The following is a 21,917-nucleotide window of genomic DNA, read 5'->3' as shown; positions in this document are numbered from 1 at the left end:
TTTGTATTTGCTTAGAGGGCGTCGTTGCTCTCTCAAATTAAGTTAGAGTCATCATAAAGAGAGCTATCGGGACTTTAAAGGGCTGAAATCGAGAAAGTCTTTAAGCCGATATTTTTTGTCTCTTTAGCGATATGTTGTCTTTCTGCCTATATAGGTATAGGCCCGTAAATGGGTATAAAAAAACCCGAAGCATGGCTTCGGGTTTTCGATTAAGACTTTACTTATAACTGATTGGCGTTGCGCTTTTCGCGCTTAGTGCTTATAGCTTTATATCGTCCAACCATCACACCCTTTGAGCTTAGGTGTGTTTAAGCAATTACTTGCTTAGGTCTTCTGCGTGCTCAGATAGGAACGCTGCAACACCTTTTGGCGATGCGTCCATACCTGCTTTACCTTCTTCCCATTGTGCAGGACATACTTCGCCGTGCTTCTGGTGGAAGTTAAGAGCGTCAACCATGCGTAGCATTTCGTCGATGTTACGGCCTAGTGGTAGGTCGTTAACTACTTGGTGACGAACTAGACCGTCTTCGTCGATTAGAAAAGAACCACGGAAAGCAACGCCTGCTTCTGGGTGCTCAACGTCGTATGCTTTACAGATTTCGTGCTTAACGTCAGCAACTAGTGGGTACTTAACTTGACCGATACCGCCATCTTCGATAGCAGTGTTACGCCATGCGTTGTGAGAGAATTGAGAATCGATAGAAACACCGATTACTTCAACGCCTTTAGCTTGGAAATCAGCTAGACGGTTGTCAAAAGCGATTAGCTCTGATGGGCAAACGAAAGTGAAGTCTAGTGGGTAGAAGAAAACAACTGCTTTCTTACCTTTAGTGAACTCTGCGAAGTTGAAGTTATCAACGATCTCACCGTTACCTAGAACAGCTGCAGCAGTAAAATCTGGGGCTTGACGACCTACTAGTACCATTTTTTTGCTCCTAAAAAGTATGGTTAGTTCCGAATTGATGTCAGTTTTATCAACTCAGTCCGTGTTTGTACGCGACAAACTATAGTACAGATTGTAGTATGGGAAAAAGCGAATTAAATAGATTAAGTTAATCGAAAAAAGCGATAAGTTCGAATTCATTAACTTGGTCAACTTCTACCTGTTAGTTATAAATAGTTCTATGAATAAGTGGCCTAGTCTTAAACAGTTACATTACCTGATCACCCTGCATGAAACGCGTCATTTTAGCGAAGCGGCGGAAAAGTGCTTCGTGAGTCAATCGACCTTAAGTAAAGGCATTCAAAATCTAGAAGAACTGATTGGCTGTCCTCTCTATGAGAAAAAAGACAAGAAAAGCCCACTGGTATTTACTCAAGCTGGCGAGCTCGTTGTCCAAAGCGGTCGCGATTTATTGGCCAAAGGTCAAGACTTAGTCGAGCTTGGCCGTTTGTGCCAAGGCGGCGAGATGGAAGGCCAGTTGCGAGTGGGTTGTATACCGACCATTGCGCCTTTCTTACTCTGTGACCTCGTACAAGAGGTGAATCAGCGCTTTCCTCAATTAAACCTACTACTAAGAGAAGACACGACAACGAATCTTCTTGAAGCACTGCGTCATGGTGAGTTGGATGTTCTTATATTGGCATTGCCGGTTGATATCGATGGCATGGACAGTCGAATTGTGGGTAATGACCCGTTTCGAATGATCATCAGTCAAAATCAAGCTGACGCGATTCAAACGCCCATAAAGTATGCAGACTTGCCGAATGAATTTGTTTTCTTATTAGAGAAAGAGCACTGTTTGACTGAACATGCCGTCTCTGCCTGTCAATTGACTGATAAAGAGAAGATCAATCCGTTTTCAGCGACGAGCCTTCATACCTTAGTGCAAATGGTGGCGAACGGGATGGGCACCACCTTTATTCCGCAAATGGCGATCGATCATGGTTTGATTGATAACCAAAACCTAGTGGTTGTTGATGCACCTGGGCAGCAAGCACATCGACATATTGGCTTGGTTTGGCGTCCGAGTTCTTCTCGAGTCAGTACCTTTAATCAGCTTGCAGATGTCGTTTCTGAACTGCTTTGATATTTATTTCATCCGGTTTTAGCGCTTAGTATTAGCCGAGAGCCCCAATATCACCTCAAAAAGCACACTAGTTTTAGTGTGCTTTTTAGCATTTTATTCTGTTGGTAAACTTTGACTTGTAAAATTTCACAACGAAATTTTGATGAAGATTTCATTAAATTGTGAAATTTCACAATGTGAATTTTACAGCTGTAAAAAAACAGCCTGTTTAACCCAATGGTTGCATATCGCCCTTCAGCCTTGCTCAATAAGGCTTACTCCTCTCCTCTCTAAAGTTAAACGCTTGTTTGAAACGATTTTACATTGCCAATTTTACTGTAATTAAATTACGTAACTGGTTGCGGTTTGGTGATCAAAATCAACAACTTGCATTGAGCGGAACAAAACTTTGAATTTAACGTTTTGTTTACTTTAGGTCTTTTACTCTAACGCATGTTGGTATAGCTTAAATGCAGGCCTAGTAAGACTTATGTCTAGATTGCAAACCTATCCAAGGTTGGCGAAAGTAGAGCCACAAAACAGAAAAACCGGAATCAAATAACAAAGAGTGAGGATGTGGTCTTGTTGTTTGATAGTTACAAATGTAATCCGGATAAAACGAGCTTTGGAAGGAACGAATTATGCTTGCCAATACACCAGATAGAGACAAAACAACAGTAGAAGCCCAAGAAACCCTACGTAAAGAAGGCATGCTTGATGTGATTGGTACCCTTTCACCAGACCATCAAGCGATTTTCCCTGTTGAAGCCCAAACCTTTTTATCTCTGCTGTGTGACAAATTCGCTAGTCAGGTCGATGAGTTGCTTGCTGCTCGAGAAGAGAAGCAAGCGCGCATCGATGATGGTGAGTTGCCGGACTTCCTAGAGGATACGCAAGATATTCGTGAAGGGAGCTGGAAGATCCAAGGGATACCACACGACCTACAAGATCGCCGCGTTGAGATTACCGGTCCAACTGACCGAAAAATGGTTATCAACGCATTGAATGCCAATGTAAAAGTATTCATGGCGGATTTTGAAGATTCGATGGCACCCGCTTGGGATAAAGTGCTCGATGGACAAATCAACTTGCGCGATGCGGTTGAAGGCACCATCAGTTACACCAATCCGGTCAATGGCAAGCACTATGCGCTGGATGACGACCCAGCCGTTTTGATCTGCCGCGTGCGTGGCTTACATCTAAAAGAAAAACACGTAACTTTCAACGGACAGATCATTCCAGGGGCGCTGTTTGACTTTGCGCTTTACTTTTACAACAACCACAAATCGTTGTTGAAAAAAGGCAGCGGCCCTTACTTTTATATTCCGAAGCTGCAATCGCACAAAGAAGCGCAGTGGTGGAGCCAGGTATTCCACTTCACCGAAGAATATTTCGGCTTGGATACTGGCACCATCAAAGCCACTGTATTAATTGAAACCTTGCCCGCAGTGTTTGAGATGGATGAGATTTTGTTCTCACTCAAAGAGCACATCGTTGGTCTTAACTGTGGCCGCTGGGATTACATCTTTAGCTACATTAAAACCTTGAAAAAACACCCCGATCGCGTGCTGCCGGATCGCCAGGTAGTGACAATGGACAAGCCGTTCCTAAATGCGTATTCGCGTTTACTTGTTCGTACTTGTCACAAGCGAGGCGCTTTCGCAATGGGAGGGATGGCCGCCTTTATCCCAGCGAAAGACCCGCAAACCAATCAACAGGTGCTTGATAAGGTTTACAACGACAAATCACTCGAAGCAAGCAACGGCCATGACGGCACTTGGGTCGCGCATCCAGGACTTGCCGATACGGCACTGGCTGTGTTTGACCAAGCGTTAGGTCAGCGAAGCAACCAGCTGAATGTTTCTCGTGAGCAAGATGCGCCTGTGACGGCAGAAGACCTGCTCGCCCCGTGTGATGGAGGCATCACAGAGCAGGGGATGCGCCACAACATTCGAGTTGCGCTGCAATACATCGAGGCTTGGATCTCAGGCAATGGCTGTGTACCTATTTATGGCCTGATGGAAGACGCGGCGACCGCTGAAATCTCTCGTGCTTCGATTTGGCAGTGGATTCAACATGGCAAATCTTTAGACAACGGGCAAACCGTGACTAAAGCGCTATTTGAACAATATCTGACAGAAGAGATCGAGGTTGTGAAGCAAGAAGTGGGCAACGAACGTTATCAATCAGGGCGCTTTGAAGAAGCTGCTGATTTAATGGCGAAGCTGACCACCAGTGATGAACTTACCAATTTCCTTACTATTCCAGGTTATGACTACTTGGACTAGAACAAACAACGAAACAATAACGTGAATGTCTGCGGCGGAGCAGGAAGTACCGCCAACGAAATGCAATAACAGCGCTCGTGTTGATACAAATAGAAGCGCTCATCAAAGAGGGATAGACCGATGACTAACTTAACTCGCCGCCAACAAATTGAAGCTCTGGAAAAAGACTGGGCAACCAACCCACGTTGGAAACAGGTAAAGCGTCCATATACTGCTGAAGAAGTTGTTGAACTTCGTGGTTCAATGGTTCCTGCCAACACTATTGCACAGCGTGGTGCGGATAAATTGTGGTCACTAGTCAACGGTGATGCAAAGAAAGGCTACGTAAACTGTCTGGGCGCGCTGACGGGTGGACAAGCAGTGCAGCAGGCAAAAGCAGGCATTGAAGCGATTTACCTTTCAGGTTGGCAAGTAGCCGCTGATAACAACACAGCGTCAACCATGTACCCTGACCAATCGCTATACCCAGTTGATTCAGTACCGTCTGTGGTTAAGCGTATTAACAACTCATTCCGTCGCGCCGACCAAATTCAATGGTCAGCGGGTAAGTCTCCAGCGGATGAAGGCGGCATTGATTACTTCCTACCTATCGTTGCGGATGCGGAAGCAGGCTTTGGTGGTGTACTAAACGCTTACGAGCTAATGAAGTCGATGATTGACGCGGGCGCAGCGGGTGTTCACTTCGAAGACCAACTTGCCTCAGTGAAAAAATGTGGTCACATGGGCGGTAAAGTACTGGTTCCTACGCAAGAAGCGGTGCAAAAATTGGTTGCTGCGCGCCTAGCAGCAGACGTTGCAGGTACGACAACGCTGGTAATTGCTCGTACGGATGCAAACGCCGCTGACCTACTAACATCAGACTGTGACCCATACGATAAAGACTTCATCGTTGGTGAGCGTACTCAAGAAGGTTTCTACCGTGTACGTGCTGGTATCGACCAAGCAATCTCTCGCGGTCTGGCTTACGCACCATACGCTGATTTGATTTGGTGTGAGACAGCAACGCCTTGTCTAGAGGAAGCGCGTAAGTTCGCAGAAGCGATTCACGCGGAATACCCAGACCAACTGCTTGCTTACAACTGTTCTCCATCGTTCAACTGGGAGAAAAACCTAGACGCAGAAACTATTGCGAAGTTCCAACAAGAGCTTTCTGACATGGGTTACAAGTACCAGTTCATCACGCTGGCGGGTATCCACAATATGTGGTTCAACATGTTCGAACTTGCGCATGACTATGCGAAAGGTGAGGGTATGCGTCACTACGTTGAGAAAGTACAACGCCCTGAGTTCCAAGCGGCAGAGAAAGGCTACACATTCGTTGCGCACCAACAAGAAGTGGGTACCGGTTACTTCGATAAGATGACCAACACCATTCAAGGTGGTAACTCTTCAGTGACGGCGCTAACTGGCTCTACCGAAGAGGACCAATTTTAATCCCTTAGCCATTCGTACCGCTCGAGAGAGTTAATAGTCAGGCGTTAACTCTCTCGATTTTAGGTACAGATATTCTGTTTAGGCATAAATTTTGACATGCTTTGAGCGGCGCAGGCCGCTCTTTTTTTATGCCTTAAAGTTTGAAAAAGCTTAACAGGTCTTTTTGTTTAACCGCCAAAGAGGCAAGCTCTTCACTGGCGCTCTTACTTTGCTCAATACCGGACACGTTTTGGTTAACCAGGTCGAAGGTAAGAGAGACGTTTTGTGAAATGTCTTGTGTCACGCCAGACTGCTCTTCAGATGCGGTTGCAACCTGAGTGTTCATATCAGAAATCAAACCAACCGACTCAGTAATCGAGGTAAATGCCGATCTGAGTTCGTCACTGTATTTACGTGACTCTTCAGCGAGCGCTAAGTTAGATTGCATAAACTGATTGGCATCTTTTGCTTGAGCCTGTAAGCGCGAGATGATTTCTTGAATATCGACGGTTGATTGCTGAGTTTTCGCTGCAAGAGAGCGGACTTCATCAGCAACAACAGCAAATCCACGTCCTTGCTCCCCAGCACGAGCTGCCTCGATCGCTGCGTTCAATGCCAGCAAATTAGTTTGCTCTGAAATAGAGTTAATCACTTCCACGACCGTGCCAATCTCGACAGAGTACTCTTGAAGTTGGTTAACAATTTTCGACGTTTCGCCAATCGAGCTGTCCACTTTGCTTGCAATTTGGTCAGAAGAGTCGAGAGAGTTACCGCCATTTTGCACATTGGTAGACGCTTCAGATGCTGCGTTTTCAGCGTTCGCGGCATTTTGGCTCACTTCACTTGCGGTGCTCGAAAGTTCATTGATCGCCGTTGCGATTTGCTCCATTTGACTCAGCTCTTGGCGAGCATTGTTTTCCGTTTCACCCATTACCGCCGACAGCTCAACTGAAGCGGATGAGACGTTGTCTGAGATCTGGTGGAAGCCATCAATGATTCTGCGAAGCTCAGTGCGCATTTGCAAGATGTTGGCGTAAATCCCGGTTTCGTTACCTGTCGTTTGGATATGGTTAGATAAGTCGCCCTTGGATACGTCTGCAACAATTTTTTCAATGTCACTTGGTTCGCCACCGACCACTTTTAGCACGCTACGATAAATCGCAATGGCAATGCCCAGCGCAATAATGATCACGATTGCAGAAAGTACAAAAATGGTCCACTGAGCATTTGAAAAGCGCTCGACCATTTCAGGGCCAACGCTGTCTTGGCTTTCTTGCGTTGTTAGTTTTATTTCCTCAATGTTTTTTGCTGCAGACGCGCCCATGACGTCTAGCGTGCCAGAAATCACTTGGTTACGGGAATTGATCGTTGTCACCACGTTTGCGAACGCCTCGCGGTACTGTTTAAACGCCGCTTGAAACGCATTGAGGTGGGAAATTTGCTCTGATGTCATCAACTGAGATTCAACCTGCTCTGCGATTTGCGTCACTTTGGCAAACTCTTCGTTAGCGCGCTGCGCATCACTTTGTGCGTTACTGGTCAGGAATTTAGAAGCATACAGGCGTGACAACAATAAATGTTGCTGGAGGGTCCCCGCACTGACTGCCACATCTAAATCATCCTCAGTGGCTGCCTGATTCATGATATTTGTTACTGACTTTCTCATATTGAGACCGGCTGGATCTAACTGCTCTTTGACCAACTGATTGCGCTGATTGACCAGTTCTATCACTTGGTTGAAGCCTTGCTTATACTGTTTTAGCTGATTTTCAATCGAGACAAACTCTGACTTGTGACCTTCATTAATATGAGAGTCGAGAACCTCTTCTATCAGAGAGATAGCGGTGTTGATGCGCTCATTTAGCGCAGCGATGTTTTCTGGATTGTGGTTCTGAATGTACTTTAAGGCCGCGAGGCGCGCCTCAAGAATATTGGCTTGAACACGCCCCGTAGAGACACTGGTCAATGCCAGTCCACGGTATGTATTGAACCCACCACTGGATTGATAGAATCGAAATGAAGCGACAACGGAGATGACCAAAATTAGGCCTAAGATTACCCCGAAACCAAGGGTTAATAATTTTTTAAGGCTCATACCAATGTTCCTGTTAAGCTGACTTTTTCAATTGGTGTGTACTGACGTGGGTATGTATCTTTGTTTATAGTTTTGTAACTAAATTATAATGGCTGATTAGATATTTTTCAGAGAAATAATCTGATGGAGTGACCTTTAGGCAAAAATGCCTTGTTGCTGGTGGCTTTGTAGAGGGGAATCGGTATATATCCGACGGTGAGAGTAATATTCTCTAGCGGCGACAATAGCTTGTCGGTGTCATTGCAAATTACGAGGTCGAGGGTGATGGAAGCGCTAGCGATATCGCGCGCTTCCATTGCTATGTAGACGTTCGTATCTACTCCATTTCTTCTGGTTCAGCTTCTTCTTGCAGTTCAAGTAAATTGATGGCGATTGAAACAAAGTCGCTGTCGGTAATAATGCCAACCAAATGGCCTTTATCTACCACAGGTAAACAGCCCACTTTGTGTTTCTGCATGTAGATTGCGCTCTCTTTTAACCCTGCTTGTGGCGCGACGGACATAATGCTGGTTTTCATCACTTCATAAAGCGGCGTATTGAGAGTATAGGACTGACTTTCGGGGAGTTTTTGTAGGCTTGATTCTTGAGCGGCGAGTACATCACGCTGTGAGACGACGCCCAATAACTTTCTATCCGCATCGATGATAGGAACATGACGGATGTCGAGCGCTTCCATCATGTTTTTGGCATCGGCGAGATTGTGGGAGCGAAGAAGCGTATGCGGGTTACGCGTCATCATATCTTCTACCTTAATCATGGCTGCCTCCTGATTTATTCTTTTTTGCTCTTTAAATATAGTGATTTTCTTCACTTGAGTTTGAGAGCTGAACGCGTTTTTGTCTCGATAACCGTAACTTTTTTGCGGTAAATCAATGGTGAGTTCACTCGGCGAGAGTGGGAGGTGAATGAAGGGTTAAATGGGGCAAATGATTACAATAATTCACATCTCTTTCCTTGATATTGCGAGCACGCAGAATATACTAGTCGGCTGCGAAAAACTCGTCGTCTGTTTGTGACAGAATCAGTTCGACTCACATGAAAAACCACGACAAAAGATTTAGTAACATGCAAGTATCTGATTTTCATTTTGACTTACCGGATGAGCTTATTGCTCGTTACCCACAGCCAGAACGCACTGCGAGCCGTTTATTGCAAATGGATGGCAATACCGGCGAACTGGTTGATGGCACATTTACCGATGTTTTAGAGCAAGTCCAGCCAGGCGACTTGGTGGTGTTTAACAACACGCGAGTGATTCCTGCACGTATGTTCGGTCGAAAAGAGTCGGGCGGTAAGTTGGAAGTGCTTGTAGAACGTGTGCTGGATGAGAAAAGCATTCTCGCGCATGTTCGCTGCTCTAAATCTCCAAAGCCGGGAACGACGATTTTCATTGGTGAAAACGATGAATACTCAGCGGAAATGGTGGCACGTCATGATGCACTGTTTGAACTGAAGTTTAACGCAGAACAAAATGTATTGGCGGTATTGGAAGAAATCGGCCACATGCCACTTCCTCCGTATATTGACCGCCCTGATGAAGATTCAGATAAAGAGCGCTACCAAACGGTGTACAATGAAAAACCGGGTGCGGTTGCGGCGCCAACGGCAGGTCTTCACTTTGATGAACCTTTGCTTGAAAAGATCAAAGCAAAAGGCGTTGAGTTTGCCTACGTCACCTTGCATGTGGGTGCAGGTACGTTCCAACCTGTGAAAGTCGACAATATCAATGAACACCACATGCATGCTGAGTACGTTGAAGTACCACAAAAAGTGGTGGATGCAATTAACGCAACCAAAGCACGTGGCGGCCGTATTATTGCCGTGGGTACTACGTCTGTACGCTCCCTAGAAAGTGCTGCGCAAGATGCCATCAAAAAGGGCACTGAGTTGGCTCCTTTCTTTGGTGATACCGAGATCTTCATCTTCCCAGGTTACGAATATCAGTTAGTTGATTGTCTAATCACTAACTTCCACCTGCCAGAATCGACACTGATCATGTTGGTCAGCGCATTCGCAGGTTATGAAAACACGATGAACGCATACAAACACGCTGTAGAGAACAAGTACCGTTTCTTCTCTTATGGTGACTCGATGTTCATCAAGAAAAAAACTGACTAGCCTTGCGCTAGTTAGCTTTTTCACCATTTATGATTTACGAGTGCTAGCAGTATGCTAGGAGGCTGACCAGAAGGCTGGTTGGTATCTCGCACGGAAGGCGACCGCTCCTACAATGGGATAATCCCGAAAATATCGTCAGACTGTTTCTCTGACAACCGGAGGCTTCGTGAAGTTAAAATTCGATCTTAAGAAAAAAGACGGTGTTGCACGTCGTGGTCAACTGACCTTCGAACGTGGCACAGTTCAAACGCCAGCATTCATGCCAGTAGGTACTTACGGTACCGTTAAAGGTATGACTCCTGAAGAAGTAAAAGGCACTGGTGCTGAAATCCTGCTTGGTAACACATTCCACCTATGGCTGCGTCCTGGTCAAGAAATCATGAAAATGCACGGCGACCTGCACGATTTCATGAACTGGCACGGTCCTATTCTTACGGATTCAGGCGGCTTCCAAGTTTTCAGCCTAGGTAAAATGCGCACTATCACCGAGGAAGGCGTACATTTCCGCAACCCTGTAAACGGTGACAAGATCTTCATGGACGCTGAAAAGTCGATGGAAATCCAGAAAGATCTAGGTTCGGATATCGTAATGATCTTCGACGAGTGTACGCCATACCCAGCGACGCACGATGAAGCGAAGAAGTCGATGGAAATGTCACTGCGTTGGGCACAGCGTTCTCGTGATCACTTCGATAAGCTAGAAAACCCGAACAACCTTTTTGGTATTGTTCAAGGTGGTGTTTACGAAGACCTGCGTGATGTGTCTGTGAAAGGCCTAACTGAAATCGGTTTTGATGGCTACGCTGTCGGTGGTCTTGCAGTGGGTGAGCCTAAAGAAGACATGCACCGCATCCTTGAGCACACATGTCCTCAGCTACCAGAAGACAAGCCTCGTTACCTAATGGGTGTGGGCAAACCTGAAGACTTGGTTGAAGGCGTTCGCCGTGGTATCGACATGTTTGACTGTGTAATGCCAACGCGTAATGCTCGTAATGGTCACCTGTTTGTGACTGGTGGTGTGATCAAGATCCGTAATGCGAAACACAAAACGGATACAAGCCCTTTGGATCCGCACTGTGACTGTTACACTTGTCAAAACTACTCGAAGTCGTACTTGCACCACTTAGAGCGTTGTAACGAAATCTTGGGTGCTCGTCTAAATACGATCCATAACCTTCGTTACTACCAACGCCTAATGGAAAGTATCCGTACGGCGATTGACGAAGATCGTTTCGATGAGTTCGTGAAAGAGTTTTACGAGCGTCGTGGCCGTGAAGTACCGCCACTATCGAAAGAGCAGTAATTGACACGATATAAAGATTCAAAGCCTTTGGCATTTTGCCAGAGGCTTCTGCTAATAAAGTAGGCAAACGCAAGCTATTTTTGAGAGAGCGATCTCTATTAGTCACTCTCAGACTTGAAACTAAATTGCGAAAGCCCAACTTGGACATTAATAAAAAATACTAGAGGATGTTTTAATGTTTATTTCTCAAGCTCACGCAGCAGCAGAAGGCGCACCAGCAGGCGGCGGTTTCGAAATGCTAATCATGTTAGGTATGTTCGCGGTGATCTTCTACTTCATGATCTACCGTCCACAAGCTAAGCGTGTAAAAGAGCACAAGAGCCTAATGAGCTCGATGGGTAAAGGTGATGAAGTGCTAACAAGCGGTGGTCTAGTGGGTAAAATCACTAAAATCGCAGAAGACAACGACTACATCTCAATCGAGCTAAACACCAATAACGAAGTTGTTATCAAGAAAGATTTCGTTACTGCAGTGCTACCAAAAGGTACGCTTAAGTCTCTATAAACAGCTAAAGGATCTCCGCTGTGCTAAACCGCTATCCATTATGGAAGTATCTGATGGTGGTGTTAACCATCGCCGTTGCGGCCTTGTACGCACTTCCAAATATTTACGGTGAAGATCCGGCTATTCAAGTTACAGGGGCGCGTGGCGCCTCTGTTGATATGTCAACGCTGGATTCTGTCACACAAGCTCTTGATAAACAGGGCTTATCTCATAAATCCATTGCTTTAGAAAATGGATCTATTCTCGTACGTTTTAACGACACTGATACACAAATTAGTGCTCGTGACGTGATCAATGAAGCGCTTGGCAAAGACAAGATTGTTGCTCTGAACCTTGCTCCTGCAACCCCTGACTGGCTTGAGTCTATTGGTGCAAATCCAATGAAGCTTGGTCTTGACCTACGTGGTGGTGTTCACTTCCTGATGGAAGTCGACATGGACGCTGCAATGGAAAAACTGGTTGGTCAGCAAGAGGAAGCGTTCCGCAGTGAGTTACGTGAAGCGAAACTTCGTTACCGTGCTATTCGCCCTGCAGGTAAAGACGGCGTAGAAGTTTTACTTCGCAACGCCGAGCAACTCGCTGAGGCCGAAGCACTACTTGAGAAAAACCATCCGGATATGATCTTTGTTGATTCAGATTCCAATGGTCGCTTTGCATTGACCGCAACCTTTACTGAGCAACGCCTCACTGAAATTCGCAACTATGCGGTAGAGCAGAACATTACTATTCTGCGTAACCGTGTAAACGAGCTGGGTGTTGCTGAGCCTCTTGTTCAGCGTCAAGGTGCAAGCCGAATTGTAGTTGAGTTACCTGGTGTTCAAGACACCGCACGTGCGAAAGAAATTCTTGGTGCAACCGCTACGCTTGAGTTCCGTGAAGTGGACTCTCAAGCGGATCTTGCTGCAGCTGCTAATGGCCGCGCGCCAGCTGGCAGCGAAATCAAGCAAGACCGTGATGGTCGCCCAGTTGTGCTTAAGAAGCGTGTCATTCTAGGCGGTCAAAGCATTACTGACGCAAGTTCAAGTGTTGATGAATATGGTCGCCCTCAAGTGAACATCTCGCTAGACAGCGAGGGTGGTAACAAGATGTCGGCGTTCTCTAAGCAAAACATCGGCAAGCTAATGGCAACCGTGTTTGCGGAGTACAAAGACAGCGGTCGCCGAACTCCTGAAGGCCGTGTGATTCTGAACAAGCACGAAGAAGTGATCAACCAAGCAACGATTCAATCTGCGCTAGGTCGTAACTTCCGTATTACAGGTATTGATTCTGCGGCAGAAGCCCACAACCTAGCACTTCTACTTCGCGCAGGTGCTCTGATTGCGCCTATCTCGATTGTTGAAGAGCGTACCATTGGTCCATCTATGGGTCAGCAAAACATCGATATGGGTATCCAAGCGATGATTTGGGGTATGGTTGCGGTAATGCTGTTTACCTTGGTTTACTACCGCAAGTTTGGCTTGATTGCTAACGTCGCGCTAATGGCGAACCTAGTGTTGATCATTGGTGTGATGTCGATGATTCCTGGTGCAACCATGACGCTACCGGGTATTGCGGGTATCGTTCTTACCGTCGGTATGGCCGTCGATGCGAACGTACTGATCTTTGAGCGTATTCGTGAAGAGCTTCGTGATGGCCGCAGCCCTCAGCAAGCGATTCACCAAGGCTATGCGAACGCATTCAGTACCATTGCCGATGCGAACATCACGACCCTAATCACAGCAATCATCCTGTTTGCAGTGGGTACGGGCGCGATCAAAGGTTTCGCGGTCACGCTATCTATCGGTATCTTAACGTCTATGTTTACAGCCATTGTGGGTACACGTTGTATCGTGAACCTTGCATACGGTGGTAAGCGAATCAACAAACTGTCGATCTAAGGCTAGGAATTAGTATGTTTCAGATTCTAAAAGCAGAAAATACGATCGACTTTATGCGTTGGTCGAAGCTGGCATTTGTGTTTTCAATCCTAATGATTGGTGCGTCTATCTTTACTCTCTCAACCAAGTGGTTGAACTGGGGTCTAGATTTTACAGGCGGTACGCTAATCGAAGTGGGTTTCGAGCAGCCAGCAAACCTTGAAGACATTCGTAGCGCGCTAGATGCAAAAGGCTTTGGCGATGCAACGGTACAGAACTTTGGTAGTGCTCGTGACGTGATGGTGCGTCTTCGTCCACGTGATGATGTTGCGGGTGAAACGCTGGGCAACCAGATCCTAAACGCTATCAAAGATGGTACAGGTGAAAGCGTAGAAATGCGTCGAATCGAGTTCGTAGGCCCCAACGTGGGTGACGAGCTAACAGAAGCGGGTGGTCTTGCGATCCTTGTTTCGCTTATCTGTATCTTGATCTACGTATCGGTGCGATTCGAATGGCGTTTGGCAGCGGGTGCGGTATTGGCGCTTGCTCACGACGTTATCATTACGCTTGGTATCTTCTCTTTGATGCAAATTGAAGTGGACCTGACTATCGTAGCGGCGTTATTGACGGTGGTCGGTTACTCGCTCAACGATACCATCGTTGTCTTCGACCGTATCCGTGAGAACTTCCGTAAGATGCGTAAAGGCGAACCAGCAGACATCATGAACAGCTCAATCACTCAAACATTGAGCCGTACTTTGATTACTTCTGGTACTACCTTGTTTGTAGTTATTGCACTGTTTACGCAGGGCGGGGCTATGATTCATGGCTTCGCAACCGCACTTCTACTGGGTATCACGGTCGGTACTTACTCATCAATCTATGTAGCATCAGCACTAGCATTGAAACTGGGGATTACCAAAGAACACCTAATGCCTCCTCAAGTAGAAAAAGAGGGCGCAGAGTTCGACGAGATGCCATAATCATCTCGATTAAGAGTGTAAAGCCGCTGCTTGTCAGCGGCTTTGTTGTTTTTGGAGGGCAGAGAATGCGCATACTCGTCTTATGGCTTGGTTTGCTGTCATGTCACGCATCGGCGACGACTTTGCTGCTCAAAACACCTATCCAAGAGTTTGTCTCTGACGTGCAATCGTCTTGGGTGCAATGTGAGGAGCAAGTCTGGTGTCAGGACGCGTTAACTTATTATCGCCATGACTACTATGGGCAAGCTGAACGCATTCATGAGCAGTGGGTGCTGGAGTTGTTCAGTGAGTATTCGAACCATCGATTCTCAGATCTTCAATTGAATCTGCGTAGTGATGGGTTTTCCTTGATCCACGTTGATATCGCTGGGGAACAGTTTGATGTGAACCAGCAGTTAATCGTTAAAGGGGCTGAAGAGGCCGATAAAGCGCTCATTGAGTTCATTAATGCTTTTCCAGCTGCGCAGCCAAGAGTTTTAACTTGGCAAAGCCGATTATGGAAAGCCAAGTTGGTGAGTGATGGCGAGCTCATTTCGCTGAGTTTAATTCCGCGGTGAAACGCAAAAATAAACTTCTCTAGATGCCGCACACTTTTCTTATTGGCTACAAACTTTAAGTCATAACTTGTTATGATGGTTGAAAATAATAAATAGGAAGCAAGTCATGCCACATTTACGTTTTCGTGCAGTCGAACCACAAACGGTTCAAGCTCTTTCTCAATCTCTCATTGACGGGTTGCAGCCTCATATGGATTGCCCAAGAGAGGATTTTACCTTTGAGTATATCTACAGTACCTTTTTCCATGAAGGGGAAGTTAGCGCAGCATACCCATTTGTCGAAGTGCTTTGGTTTGACCGCGGCCAAGAGACGCAAGATGCCGTGGCTAAGATCATTACTTCTCAAGTTCGTGGGATTATCGGTGAAGATGTCGATGTTGCGGTTATCTTTACGGCGTTGAATGCACAAGGTTATTACGACAACGGATCACACTACTAGAGCCGATAAGAGCGGTTGCAATCGGCGCAAGCAAGGGAGCTCAAGGGAATGAAAATCACGTTCGGTTATCGAAAAGGCTTTTGGGCTCTGTTGCTTATTTTAGTATTCTCACCAGCACACGCCAGCCCTTGGGAGCAAGTCACACAGCCTTCATCACAAGCGCCTCAGTCAATCGGCAGTTATGCTAATGGGTGTCTTGCTGGTGGTGCCTCTCTACCGTTAAGTGGCGATGGTTATCAAGTGATTCGAAGTCAGCGGGCTCGTTACTATGGTCACCCTGACGCAATTGGCTTTATCCAGCGTCTTGGTGCCTTGTCTCAGCAGCAGCTCTCTACACATATTTTGATTGGCGATATGTCACTGCCTCAAGGCGGGCGATTCTCTTCTGGGCATTCCAGCCATCAAACCGGCTTAGATATTGATATTTGGTTAAAACTGGCCGATGAGCCGTTGTCACAGGCTCAGTTGGCAGAGCCTAAACCGCTTAGTGTCGTTAACATCGAGCAATACCAACTGCTGAAAAACAATTGGAACCCGCGACATTTTGAGCTGGTTAAACTGGCCGCAAGCGATGAACAGGTGGCGCGAATTTTTGTTCACCCTGTGATTAAAGAGAAGTTATGTGCCAGTGAACAAGCGAGTGATCGGGCTTGGTTACGCAAAGTGCGTCCGTGGTGGGGTCATCACTACCATATGCACGTGAGGTTAAAGTGCCCGCAAGATAGCCGTCACTGTAAGCCACAAGCAGCGCCACCGCAAGGTGATGGTTGTGGTGCTGAGTTGGCGAGTTGGAAACCACAGCCTAAGCCTGCAGCCCCAAAAGCTGCTTCTGTAAAAGCGAAGAAGAAATCACCAAAAGTGATGCCCGAACAGTGTCGACAACTTCTGGCTGTAAATGGTCGTTGATAAATGCATAATAGCCACACAGTTACTCTTGTTTTTGTAATTTAATTTCATATATTCCGAACTCTAAGTACGAATAATTCGAACTCTGATTTTTCGTCTCTATCTAGTTACATTTCTTTTCTCTTTTTTAATTTTAGCTACGCTTTCACGTCTTTTGTGACGATTTTTGCGGCTCTTTTTATCACTTGAGTTGATATAAATCATGGCTGTAGAGAACCAGATCACCTGATTTTCTCTGACCATAAATCCAAACGGTCTCTTTTTTCGTAAATAAATTACAGTTAACTACGTTTTAAGCACGACACGTTATTGAGGAACCGAGATGTTAGATACCCTCATGCTGTCGCGGATTCAGTTCGCGGCCAATATCAGCTTTCACATTCTTTTTCCGACCATCACCATCGCTTTGGCTTGGATGCTGGTCTTTTTTAAGTGGCGCTACAATCGCACTCAAGCACCTGTGTGGCTCGATGTTTATTATTTCTGGGTTAAAATTTTCGCCCTGACATTTGCTTTGGGCGTCGTGTCGGGCATTACGATGAGTTTTCAATTTGGTACCAATTGGCCTGGTTTTATGGAACGAGTCGGCAATGTCGCAGGACCGCTATTGGGCTATGAGGTGATGACCGCATTCTTTATGGAAGCGACTTTCCTTGGGGTGATGTTGTTTGGTCGAGGCCGCGTCCCTGATTGGTTTCATACCCTTGCGACTGTGTTGGTTGCGGTGGGGACAACCATGTCAGCGTTTTGGATCTTAGTACTCAACAGTTGGATGCATACCCCAAGTGGCTACGAAGTGGTCGATGGCATCGTGCACGTCACCAGTTGGAAAGAAGTGATTCTCAACCCATCGCTGCCTTACCGCTTTGCTCATACTTTGCTCGCCTCCGCCTTGACGGCAAGTTTCTTAATCGCCGGTATCTCAGCTTATCAAGTGATCAAGCAGCCGAATCATCGAGCCGCTAAATTGGGCTTGAAAGTCTCTCTATTTGCGGCGGCAGGATTTATACCGCTGCAGATATTAGTTGGAGATTTGCATGGATTGAATACCCTAGAGCATCAACCTGCCAAAATCGCTGCGATGGAAGGGGTTTGGGAAACGGAGCAAGGAGCACCTTTGCTGTTGTTTGCAATGCCGAACGAAGAGACGCGAAGCAACGATTTTGCTGTTGGTATTCCTAAGCTCGCGAGTCTGATATTGACGCATGACCTTAACGGGGAGATTGCGGGGTTAAATGAGTTTGCGCCGGATCACCCTCCGGTTAAGCCGCTTTTCTTTGGTTTCAGAGTCATGGTTGGGGTCGGTGTGTTGATGTTACTAGTCAGTTGGTTTGGGGCGGTTAGGTTGGCTCGCAAAAAAGCACTGCCGAAGCCATATCTTTATACCGTGTTGGCGATGACGTTTTCCGGCTGGGTAGCAACATTGGCGGGATGGTACGTGACAGAGATAGGTAGGCAGCCGTGGCTTGTGAGTGGAGTTCTGAGAACCTCTGAAGCCGTGACCCCAGTTGCGAGCAGCCAAGTCATGATTTCGCTGGTTATGTATTTAGTGATCTATGCGATTTTGCTGGTGGCGTACATTCACACACTGTTCTATTTGGCACGTAAAGACGTGGTAGCGCATCAAGTTACTCTAGAGCAACAAGAGGCCTAATCATGCTCGACTATTTACCAGAAATTTATCTTTTGCTGCTTGGCTTTTCGGTCTTTATGTATGCAGTACTTGACGGCTACGATTTGGGCGTGGGGATCTTGTTGCCTAGTGATAATGAAGTTCAACGCGATAGGATGATTGCCTCGATCGGACCATTTTGGGATGCCAATGAAACCTGGTTGGTACTCGCAGTGGGTATTTTGTTAATCGCTTTTCCTACCGCACACAGTTTGATCCTTACCGAGCTTTATTTGCCAACGGCGATTATGCTGATTGCGCTGATCATGCGTGGGGTTGCGTTTGATTTCCGAGCCAAAGCAAACGCTGACCACAAACCGCGCTGGGATTGGTGTTTTAGGATTGGATCCTTGGTGACCGCGCTGACTCAAGGTTACATGGTTGGCCGATACATCATGGGCTTTGAGCACAGCAGTGAGGCGTTTGGTTTTGCTTGGTTAAGTGCTTTATGTGTTGCTGCTGCGTATGTCTACATTGGTGGTGCTTGGCTGGTACTCAAAACGGAAGGGGATTTACAGGTCCGTTCAGCGCGATGGTCAAGGCGTGCGGGTTGGCTTGCTGCTTTGGGCATTCTGGCTGTGAGTGTGATTAACCCTATCGTCAACGAGCAGGTTGCTCTTCGCTGGTTCAGCTTCCCAGAAATCTTGCTATTAACCCCTGTACCACTTGTGGTGCTGGCGACGATATTTCTAGTCGACCGTTATTTGCGTCAAGTCCCTATGGTCAATGACCTCGGTGTCCGCTGGCCATTCTTTGGCGTTACTCTGATTTTTGCGCTCAGCTTCCTTGGCTTAGCGTACAGTTTTTTCCCTGAGGTGGTACCGGGCACCATGTCAGCAAAAGAGGCGGCGTCTTCTCCTGCAACTTTAATGATTGTCGGTTATGGGGTAATGATCGTGATGCCGATGATCTTGCTTTATACCTTCGCGGTGTATCGAATCTTTAAGGGTAAAGCGACGGAGTTGAGCTACAAGTAAAACATCAGATACGAAAACGCCGCTCGAGGATGAGCGGCGTTTTATTTATTAAGCTAAGCCCTGAATAATAACGAACTTTTCGAGCAGTTCTTCTTCAGTCTCAACATGGTCTGGATCGGTGATGATACATTTAGTAATTGGACACACCGACTGACACGTTGGCTTCTCGTAGTGACCTTTACACTCAGTGCAGAGATCGGGGTCGATCTCAAAGATAGTGTCACCCATAGTAATCGCGCCGTTTGGGCACTCTGGGTCACACATATCGCAGTTAATGCACTTGTCAGTGATCAGTAAAGCCATGCTTATTTACCTGTTGGGTTACGGGTATCCTGACCTGCATTTAAGTTACGCATTAATAGGCCGTATTCTAGGTCCATGTCTTGTGGAACTGGAATGAATACGAAGTGGCCGTTTCCTTTTGCGTCGTCGATAACTTCTGACTTGCGGTTTTCCATTGCTTCAAGCGTGAAGATTACATTGCCTTTTGGTGTCATCAGCTCAAGGCTGTCACCGACAACGAATTTGTTCTTCACTTCAACTTCAGCAAGGTCACCACGGCGTTTGCCAGTGAACTCACCTACAAATTGCTGAGCGTCAGATACAGAGTAGCCGTAGTCGTAGTTTTGGTACGCATCGTGCGTGTGACGACGTAGGAAACCTTCCGTGTAACCACGGTGCGCTAGGCTCTCTAGTGTACCCATTAGGCTCTCATCAAATGGTTTGCCTGCAACTGCGTCATCAATCGCTTTACGGTAAACCTGAGCAGTACGAGCGCAGTAGTAGAATGATTTAGTACGACCTTCGATCTTCAGAGAGTGAACACCCATCTTAGTCAGACGCTCAACATGCTGAACTGCACGTAGGTCTTTTGAGTTCATGATATAAGTGCCGTGCTCGTCTTCGTAAGCGGCCATCTTCTCTTCTGGACGGTGCGCTTCCGAAAGCAGAACCACTTCATCAGTAGGTTTGCCACGACCGATAGTCGTTTCAGGACGCTCGTCTTGAACTTCAACCGCTTGAGCTTGGGTTGGGTCAAACTTCTCTACGATGTCGCCAGTGTCGTTTTCTTTGCCTTCTTCAACTTTGTATTCCCAACGACATGCGTTAGTACATGTACCTTGGTTAGGGTCACGTTTGTTGATGTAACCAGACAGTAGGCAGCGGCCAGAGTAAGCCATACATAGAGCGCCGTGAACGAACACCTCCAGTTCAGTCTCAGGACAGTGCTCACGAATCTCTTCGATCTCTTCTAGAGAAAGCTCACGAGAAACAATCACACGCTCAACGCCGTTTGCCGCCCAGAACTTCACTGTTGCCCAGTTTACTGCGTTCGCTTGAACTGACAGGTGGATCGGCATTTCAGGGAAGGCTTCGCGAACCATCATGATAAGACCTGGGTCAGACATGATTAGGGCGTCAGGGCCCATCTCAACAACTGGTTTAAGGTCGCGGATAAAGGTTTTTAGCTTGGAGTTGTGCGGTTGGATGTTACATACCACGTAAAGCTTTTTGCCTTGGGCATGAGCTTCATCGATACCGATTTTTAGGTTCTCGTGGTTGAACTCGTTGTTACGTACGCGAAGGCTGTAACGAGGTTGGCCAGCGTATACCGCGTCTGCGCCGTAGGCAAATGCGTAACGCATGTTTTTAAGGCTACCTGCAGGTGACAGTAGCTCAGGTACGAATGCTTTCTCAGTCATGTGTAATTCTCTTAATCTGATCTCAAGTCAGGCCGAACCCACCAGATGGGATCGGGGGCGCAAATTTTACGCCAAAATGTGACTTGTGACTAGGAAAAAGTCCATGACTATGGTGAGGGAATTGGCAAGCAGGTGCCCGACGGGTCGAGCACCTTAAAGAGAAGTTAAGCGTTAGGGTGAGGCAAACCGCCTAAGCACTCGTACAAGTTTGGTAAGAAGGCACTGAACTCACCGCACATTAGAGAAAAATCGGCATCGAAACGAGCCGCTTGATCTTCACGAGGAATATCATCGTTTTGATCTTTCAGTTCATCTGAGAATTTCAGGCGTTTGATACTGCCATCTTCTGCCAGAATAAACTCGATACGCTCTTGCCACCAAACGGCGAGTTTAGTCACCATCTTGTCAGCTTCAATATGGCTGCGAATTTCATCGGCGGTCAGTTCTTGTTTCTTACAACGGATCACGCCGCCTTCTTCGAGTACTGACTTAAGTTCAGCTTCATCAAGCATTTGGATGCCAACGGGAGTTTCACCCGTTTTCACCCACTCTGTCAGCGTGTTTTCAATCGGCTTTTCAGGGATTGCAGGCACAACAGGTAGGCTACCCATGGTTTTGCGCAGCAGAGCTAGTACATCTTCAGCTTTCTTCGAGCTGCTTGCATCAACCAGAATAAAGCCTTCTTTTGGCAGGATGAGCACATATGTATGGCTGCTGCGGCTAAATGCACGTGGCAGAAGATCCATCACGATATCGTCTTTTAGATTGTCTTTCTCTTTCTTTTTAAGAGGGCGACCTTCTTGTGCTTCCATCGCTTCAATTTTTGCGTTCAATGAATCTTTGATTACTGACGCAGGCAGCATTTTTTCTTCTTTTTTGGCACACACAAGAATGCGGTTTTCAGAGACGTGAGTCATCATGTCGCCATGTTTACCCATCGCTGTAACCCAGCCAAATTTTTGCTTATCTTGGCTGCCACATGGGGTAAAACGAAACTCAGCTAACTGCTTTTCTAGTTGATCTGCATTGAATTCGATTTCACGGTTAAAACGATATACCAGACAGTTTTTAAACCACATACTCTTTCTCTATA

The 21,917-nt window shown here is 46.6% G+C and carries 19 protein-coding genes; 13 read left to right on the top strand and 6 right to left on the bottom strand.

Annotation, left to right across the window (positions count from 1 at the left end):
- Positions 1-316: 316 nt before the first annotated feature.
- Positions 317-925, bottom strand: coding sequence for a peroxiredoxin C (locus OH458_RS16415; RefSeq protein ID WP_004413049.1), 609 nt, complete (start codon positions 923-925; stop codon positions 317-319).
- A 199-nt stretch (positions 926-1,124) separates the two neighbouring features.
- On the opposite strand from OH458_RS16415, the gene OH458_RS16410 reads away from it, so the two are divergent.
- The 3 genes from OH458_RS16410 to aceA all read left to right on the top strand — a co-directional run bounded on the left by OH458_RS16410 (position 1,125) and on the right by aceA (position 5,731).
- Positions 1,125-2,030 (top strand): hydrogen peroxide-inducible genes activator, encoded by a 906-nt coding sequence (locus OH458_RS16410; RefSeq protein WP_005471575.1) that lies wholly within the window; start codon positions 1,125-1,127, stop codon positions 2,028-2,030.
- A 620-nt stretch (positions 2,031-2,650) separates the two neighbouring features.
- Entirely contained in the window at positions 2,651-4,297 is a 1,647-nt protein-coding gene (aceB, locus tag OH458_RS16405) for a malate synthase A (RefSeq protein ID WP_039624071.1), read from the top strand.
- Between the two features lie 120 nt (positions 4,298-4,417).
- Positions 4,418-5,731, top strand: a complete 1,314-nt coding sequence (gene aceA / locus OH458_RS16400; RefSeq protein WP_005471528.1) for an isocitrate lyase — start codon at positions 4,418-4,420, stop codon at positions 5,729-5,731.
- Between the two features lie 133 nt (positions 5,732-5,864).
- Here the strand turns inward: aceA and OH458_RS16395 are convergent, their stop codons facing one another.
- On the bottom strand, positions 5,865-7,805 hold the full coding sequence (locus OH458_RS16395; RefSeq protein WP_269979143.1) for a HAMP domain-containing methyl-accepting chemotaxis protein: 1,941 nt from the start codon (positions 7,803-7,805) through the stop codon (positions 5,865-5,867).
- Positions 7,806-8,121: 316 nt separating this feature from the next.
- A complete protein-coding gene (locus tag OH458_RS16390) occupies positions 8,122-8,562 on the bottom strand; it encodes a CBS domain-containing protein (RefSeq protein ID WP_005471529.1) in 441 nt (146 codons plus the stop codon).
- Positions 8,563-8,870: 308 nt separating this feature from the next.
- On the opposite strand from OH458_RS16390, the gene queA reads away from it, so the two are divergent.
- The 10 genes from queA (at position 8,871) to OH458_RS16340 (ending at position 19,121) form a co-directional block, all read left to right on the top strand.
- A complete protein-coding gene (queA, locus tag OH458_RS16385) occupies positions 8,871-9,923 on the top strand; it encodes a tRNA preQ1(34) S-adenosylmethionine ribosyltransferase-isomerase QueA (RefSeq protein ID WP_269979142.1) in 1,053 nt (350 codons plus the stop codon).
- Positions 9,924-10,089: 166 nt separating this feature from the next.
- Positions 10,090-11,226: a tRNA guanosine(34) transglycosylase Tgt gene (tgt, locus tag OH458_RS16380; RefSeq protein ID WP_005471490.1), complete on the top strand. Its 1,137-nt coding sequence runs from the start codon at positions 10,090-10,092 to the stop codon at positions 11,224-11,226.
- A gap of 175 nt (positions 11,227-11,401) precedes the next feature.
- On the top strand, positions 11,402-11,731 hold the full coding sequence (gene yajC / locus OH458_RS16375) for a preprotein translocase subunit YajC (protein ID WP_004747918.1): 330 nt from the start codon (positions 11,402-11,404) through the stop codon (positions 11,729-11,731).
- 20 nt (positions 11,732-11,751) lie between these two features.
- Positions 11,752-13,608: a protein translocase subunit SecD gene (gene secD / locus OH458_RS16370; protein ID WP_269979141.1), complete on the top strand. Its 1,857-nt coding sequence runs from the start codon at positions 11,752-11,754 to the stop codon at positions 13,606-13,608.
- 14 nt (positions 13,609-13,622) lie between these two features.
- A complete protein-coding gene (gene secF, locus OH458_RS16365) occupies positions 13,623-14,570 on the top strand; it encodes a protein translocase subunit SecF (RefSeq protein WP_269979140.1) in 948 nt (315 codons plus the stop codon).
- Positions 14,571-14,635: 65 nt separating this feature from the next.
- Positions 14,636-15,127, top strand: coding sequence for a hypothetical protein (locus tag OH458_RS16360; RefSeq protein WP_269979139.1), 492 nt, complete (start codon positions 14,636-14,638; stop codon positions 15,125-15,127).
- 106 nt (positions 15,128-15,233) lie between these two features.
- Positions 15,234-15,566 carry a DUF1904 domain-containing protein gene (locus tag OH458_RS16355; protein WP_269979138.1) on the top strand — a complete coding sequence of 111 codons (333 nt, stop codon included), beginning with the start codon at positions 15,234-15,236 and terminating at the stop codon, positions 15,564-15,566.
- Between the two features lie 48 nt (positions 15,567-15,614).
- Positions 15,615-16,472: a penicillin-insensitive murein endopeptidase gene (gene mepA, locus OH458_RS16350; protein ID WP_269979137.1), complete on the top strand. Its 858-nt coding sequence runs from the start codon at positions 15,615-15,617 to the stop codon at positions 16,470-16,472.
- Between the two features lie 322 nt (positions 16,473-16,794).
- Positions 16,795-18,126 (top strand): cytochrome ubiquinol oxidase subunit I, encoded by a 1,332-nt coding sequence (locus OH458_RS16345; RefSeq protein WP_269979136.1) that lies wholly within the window; start codon positions 16,795-16,797, stop codon positions 18,124-18,126.
- A 2-nt stretch (positions 18,127-18,128) separates the two neighbouring features.
- Positions 18,129-19,121 carry a cytochrome d ubiquinol oxidase subunit II gene (locus tag OH458_RS16340; RefSeq protein ID WP_038139902.1) on the top strand — a complete coding sequence of 331 codons (993 nt, stop codon included), beginning with the start codon at positions 18,129-18,131 and terminating at the stop codon, positions 19,119-19,121.
- A 48-nt stretch (positions 19,122-19,169) separates the two neighbouring features.
- Here the strand turns inward: OH458_RS16340 and OH458_RS16335 are convergent, their stop codons facing one another.
- The 3 genes from OH458_RS16335 to rdgC all read right to left on the bottom strand — a co-directional run bounded on the left by OH458_RS16335 (position 19,170) and on the right by rdgC (position 21,903).
- Positions 19,170-19,424, bottom strand: a complete 255-nt coding sequence (locus OH458_RS16335) for a YfhL family 4Fe-4S dicluster ferredoxin (protein WP_038189740.1) — start codon at positions 19,422-19,424, stop codon at positions 19,170-19,172.
- A gap of 2 nt (positions 19,425-19,426) precedes the next feature.
- Positions 19,427-20,824: a prephenate-dependent tRNA uridine(34) hydroxylase TrhP gene (trhP, locus tag OH458_RS16330; protein ID WP_269979135.1), complete on the bottom strand. Its 1,398-nt coding sequence runs from the start codon at positions 20,822-20,824 to the stop codon at positions 19,427-19,429.
- A 164-nt stretch (positions 20,825-20,988) separates the two neighbouring features.
- The gene (rdgC, locus tag OH458_RS16325) at positions 20,989-21,903 is read right to left on the bottom strand and encodes a recombination-associated protein RdgC (RefSeq protein ID WP_269979134.1); all 915 of its coding nucleotides are present in this window, start codon (positions 21,901-21,903) and stop codon (positions 20,989-20,991) included.
- Positions 21,904-21,917: the final 14 nt, after the last annotated feature.

The sequence above is a fragment of the Vibrio sp. MarTm2 genome (assembly GCF_027587055.1).
Lineage (GTDB): Bacteria > Pseudomonadota > Gammaproteobacteria > Enterobacterales > Vibrionaceae > Vibrio > Vibrio sinaloensis_D.
The sequence above is the reverse complement of the archived record's forward strand: the minus strand, read 5'-3'. Positions and strand labels throughout refer to the sequence as shown.

Bases quoted from the DNA above. Each gene is read 5' to 3' on its own strand.
- OH458_RS16415 (WP_004413049.1), bottom strand. From the start codon at position 925: ATGGTACTAGTAGGTCGTCAAGCCCCAGATTTTACTGCTGCAGCTGTT.
- OH458_RS16410 (WP_005471575.1), top strand. From the start codon at position 1,125: ATGAATAAGTGGCCTAGTCTTAAACAGTTACATTACCTGATCACCCTG.
- aceB (WP_039624071.1), top strand. From the start codon at position 2,651: ATGCTTGCCAATACACCAGATAGAGACAAAACAACAGTAGAAGCCCAA.
- aceA (WP_005471528.1), top strand. From the start codon at position 4,418: ATGACTAACTTAACTCGCCGCCAACAAATTGAAGCTCTGGAAAAAGAC.
- OH458_RS16395 (WP_269979143.1), bottom strand. From the start codon at position 7,805: ATGAGCCTTAAAAAATTATTAACCCTTGGTTTCGGGGTAATCTTAGGC.
- OH458_RS16390 (WP_005471529.1), bottom strand. From the start codon at position 8,562: ATGATTAAGGTAGAAGATATGATGACGCGTAACCCGCATACGCTTCTT.
- queA (WP_269979142.1), top strand. From the start codon at position 8,871: ATGCAAGTATCTGATTTTCATTTTGACTTACCGGATGAGCTTATTGCT.
- yajC (WP_004747918.1), top strand. From the start codon at position 11,402: ATGTTTATTTCTCAAGCTCACGCAGCAGCAGAAGGCGCACCAGCAGGC.
- secF (WP_269979140.1), top strand. From the start codon at position 13,623: ATGTTTCAGATTCTAAAAGCAGAAAATACGATCGACTTTATGCGTTGG.
- OH458_RS16360 (WP_269979139.1), top strand. From the start codon at position 14,636: ATGCGCATACTCGTCTTATGGCTTGGTTTGCTGTCATGTCACGCATCG.
- OH458_RS16355 (WP_269979138.1), top strand. From the start codon at position 15,234: ATGCCACATTTACGTTTTCGTGCAGTCGAACCACAAACGGTTCAAGCT.
- mepA (WP_269979137.1), top strand. From the start codon at position 15,615: ATGAAAATCACGTTCGGTTATCGAAAAGGCTTTTGGGCTCTGTTGCTT.
- OH458_RS16345 (WP_269979136.1), top strand. From the start codon at position 16,795: ATGTTAGATACCCTCATGCTGTCGCGGATTCAGTTCGCGGCCAATATC.
- OH458_RS16340 (WP_038139902.1), top strand. From the start codon at position 18,129: ATGCTCGACTATTTACCAGAAATTTATCTTTTGCTGCTTGGCTTTTCG.
- OH458_RS16335 (WP_038189740.1), bottom strand. From the start codon at position 19,424: ATGGCTTTACTGATCACTGACAAGTGCATTAACTGCGATATGTGTGAC.
- trhP (WP_269979135.1), bottom strand. From the start codon at position 20,824: ATGACTGAGAAAGCATTCGTACCTGAGCTACTGTCACCTGCAGGTAGC.
- rdgC (WP_269979134.1), bottom strand. From the start codon at position 21,903: ATGTGGTTTAAAAACTGTCTGGTATATCGTTTTAACCGTGAAATCGAA.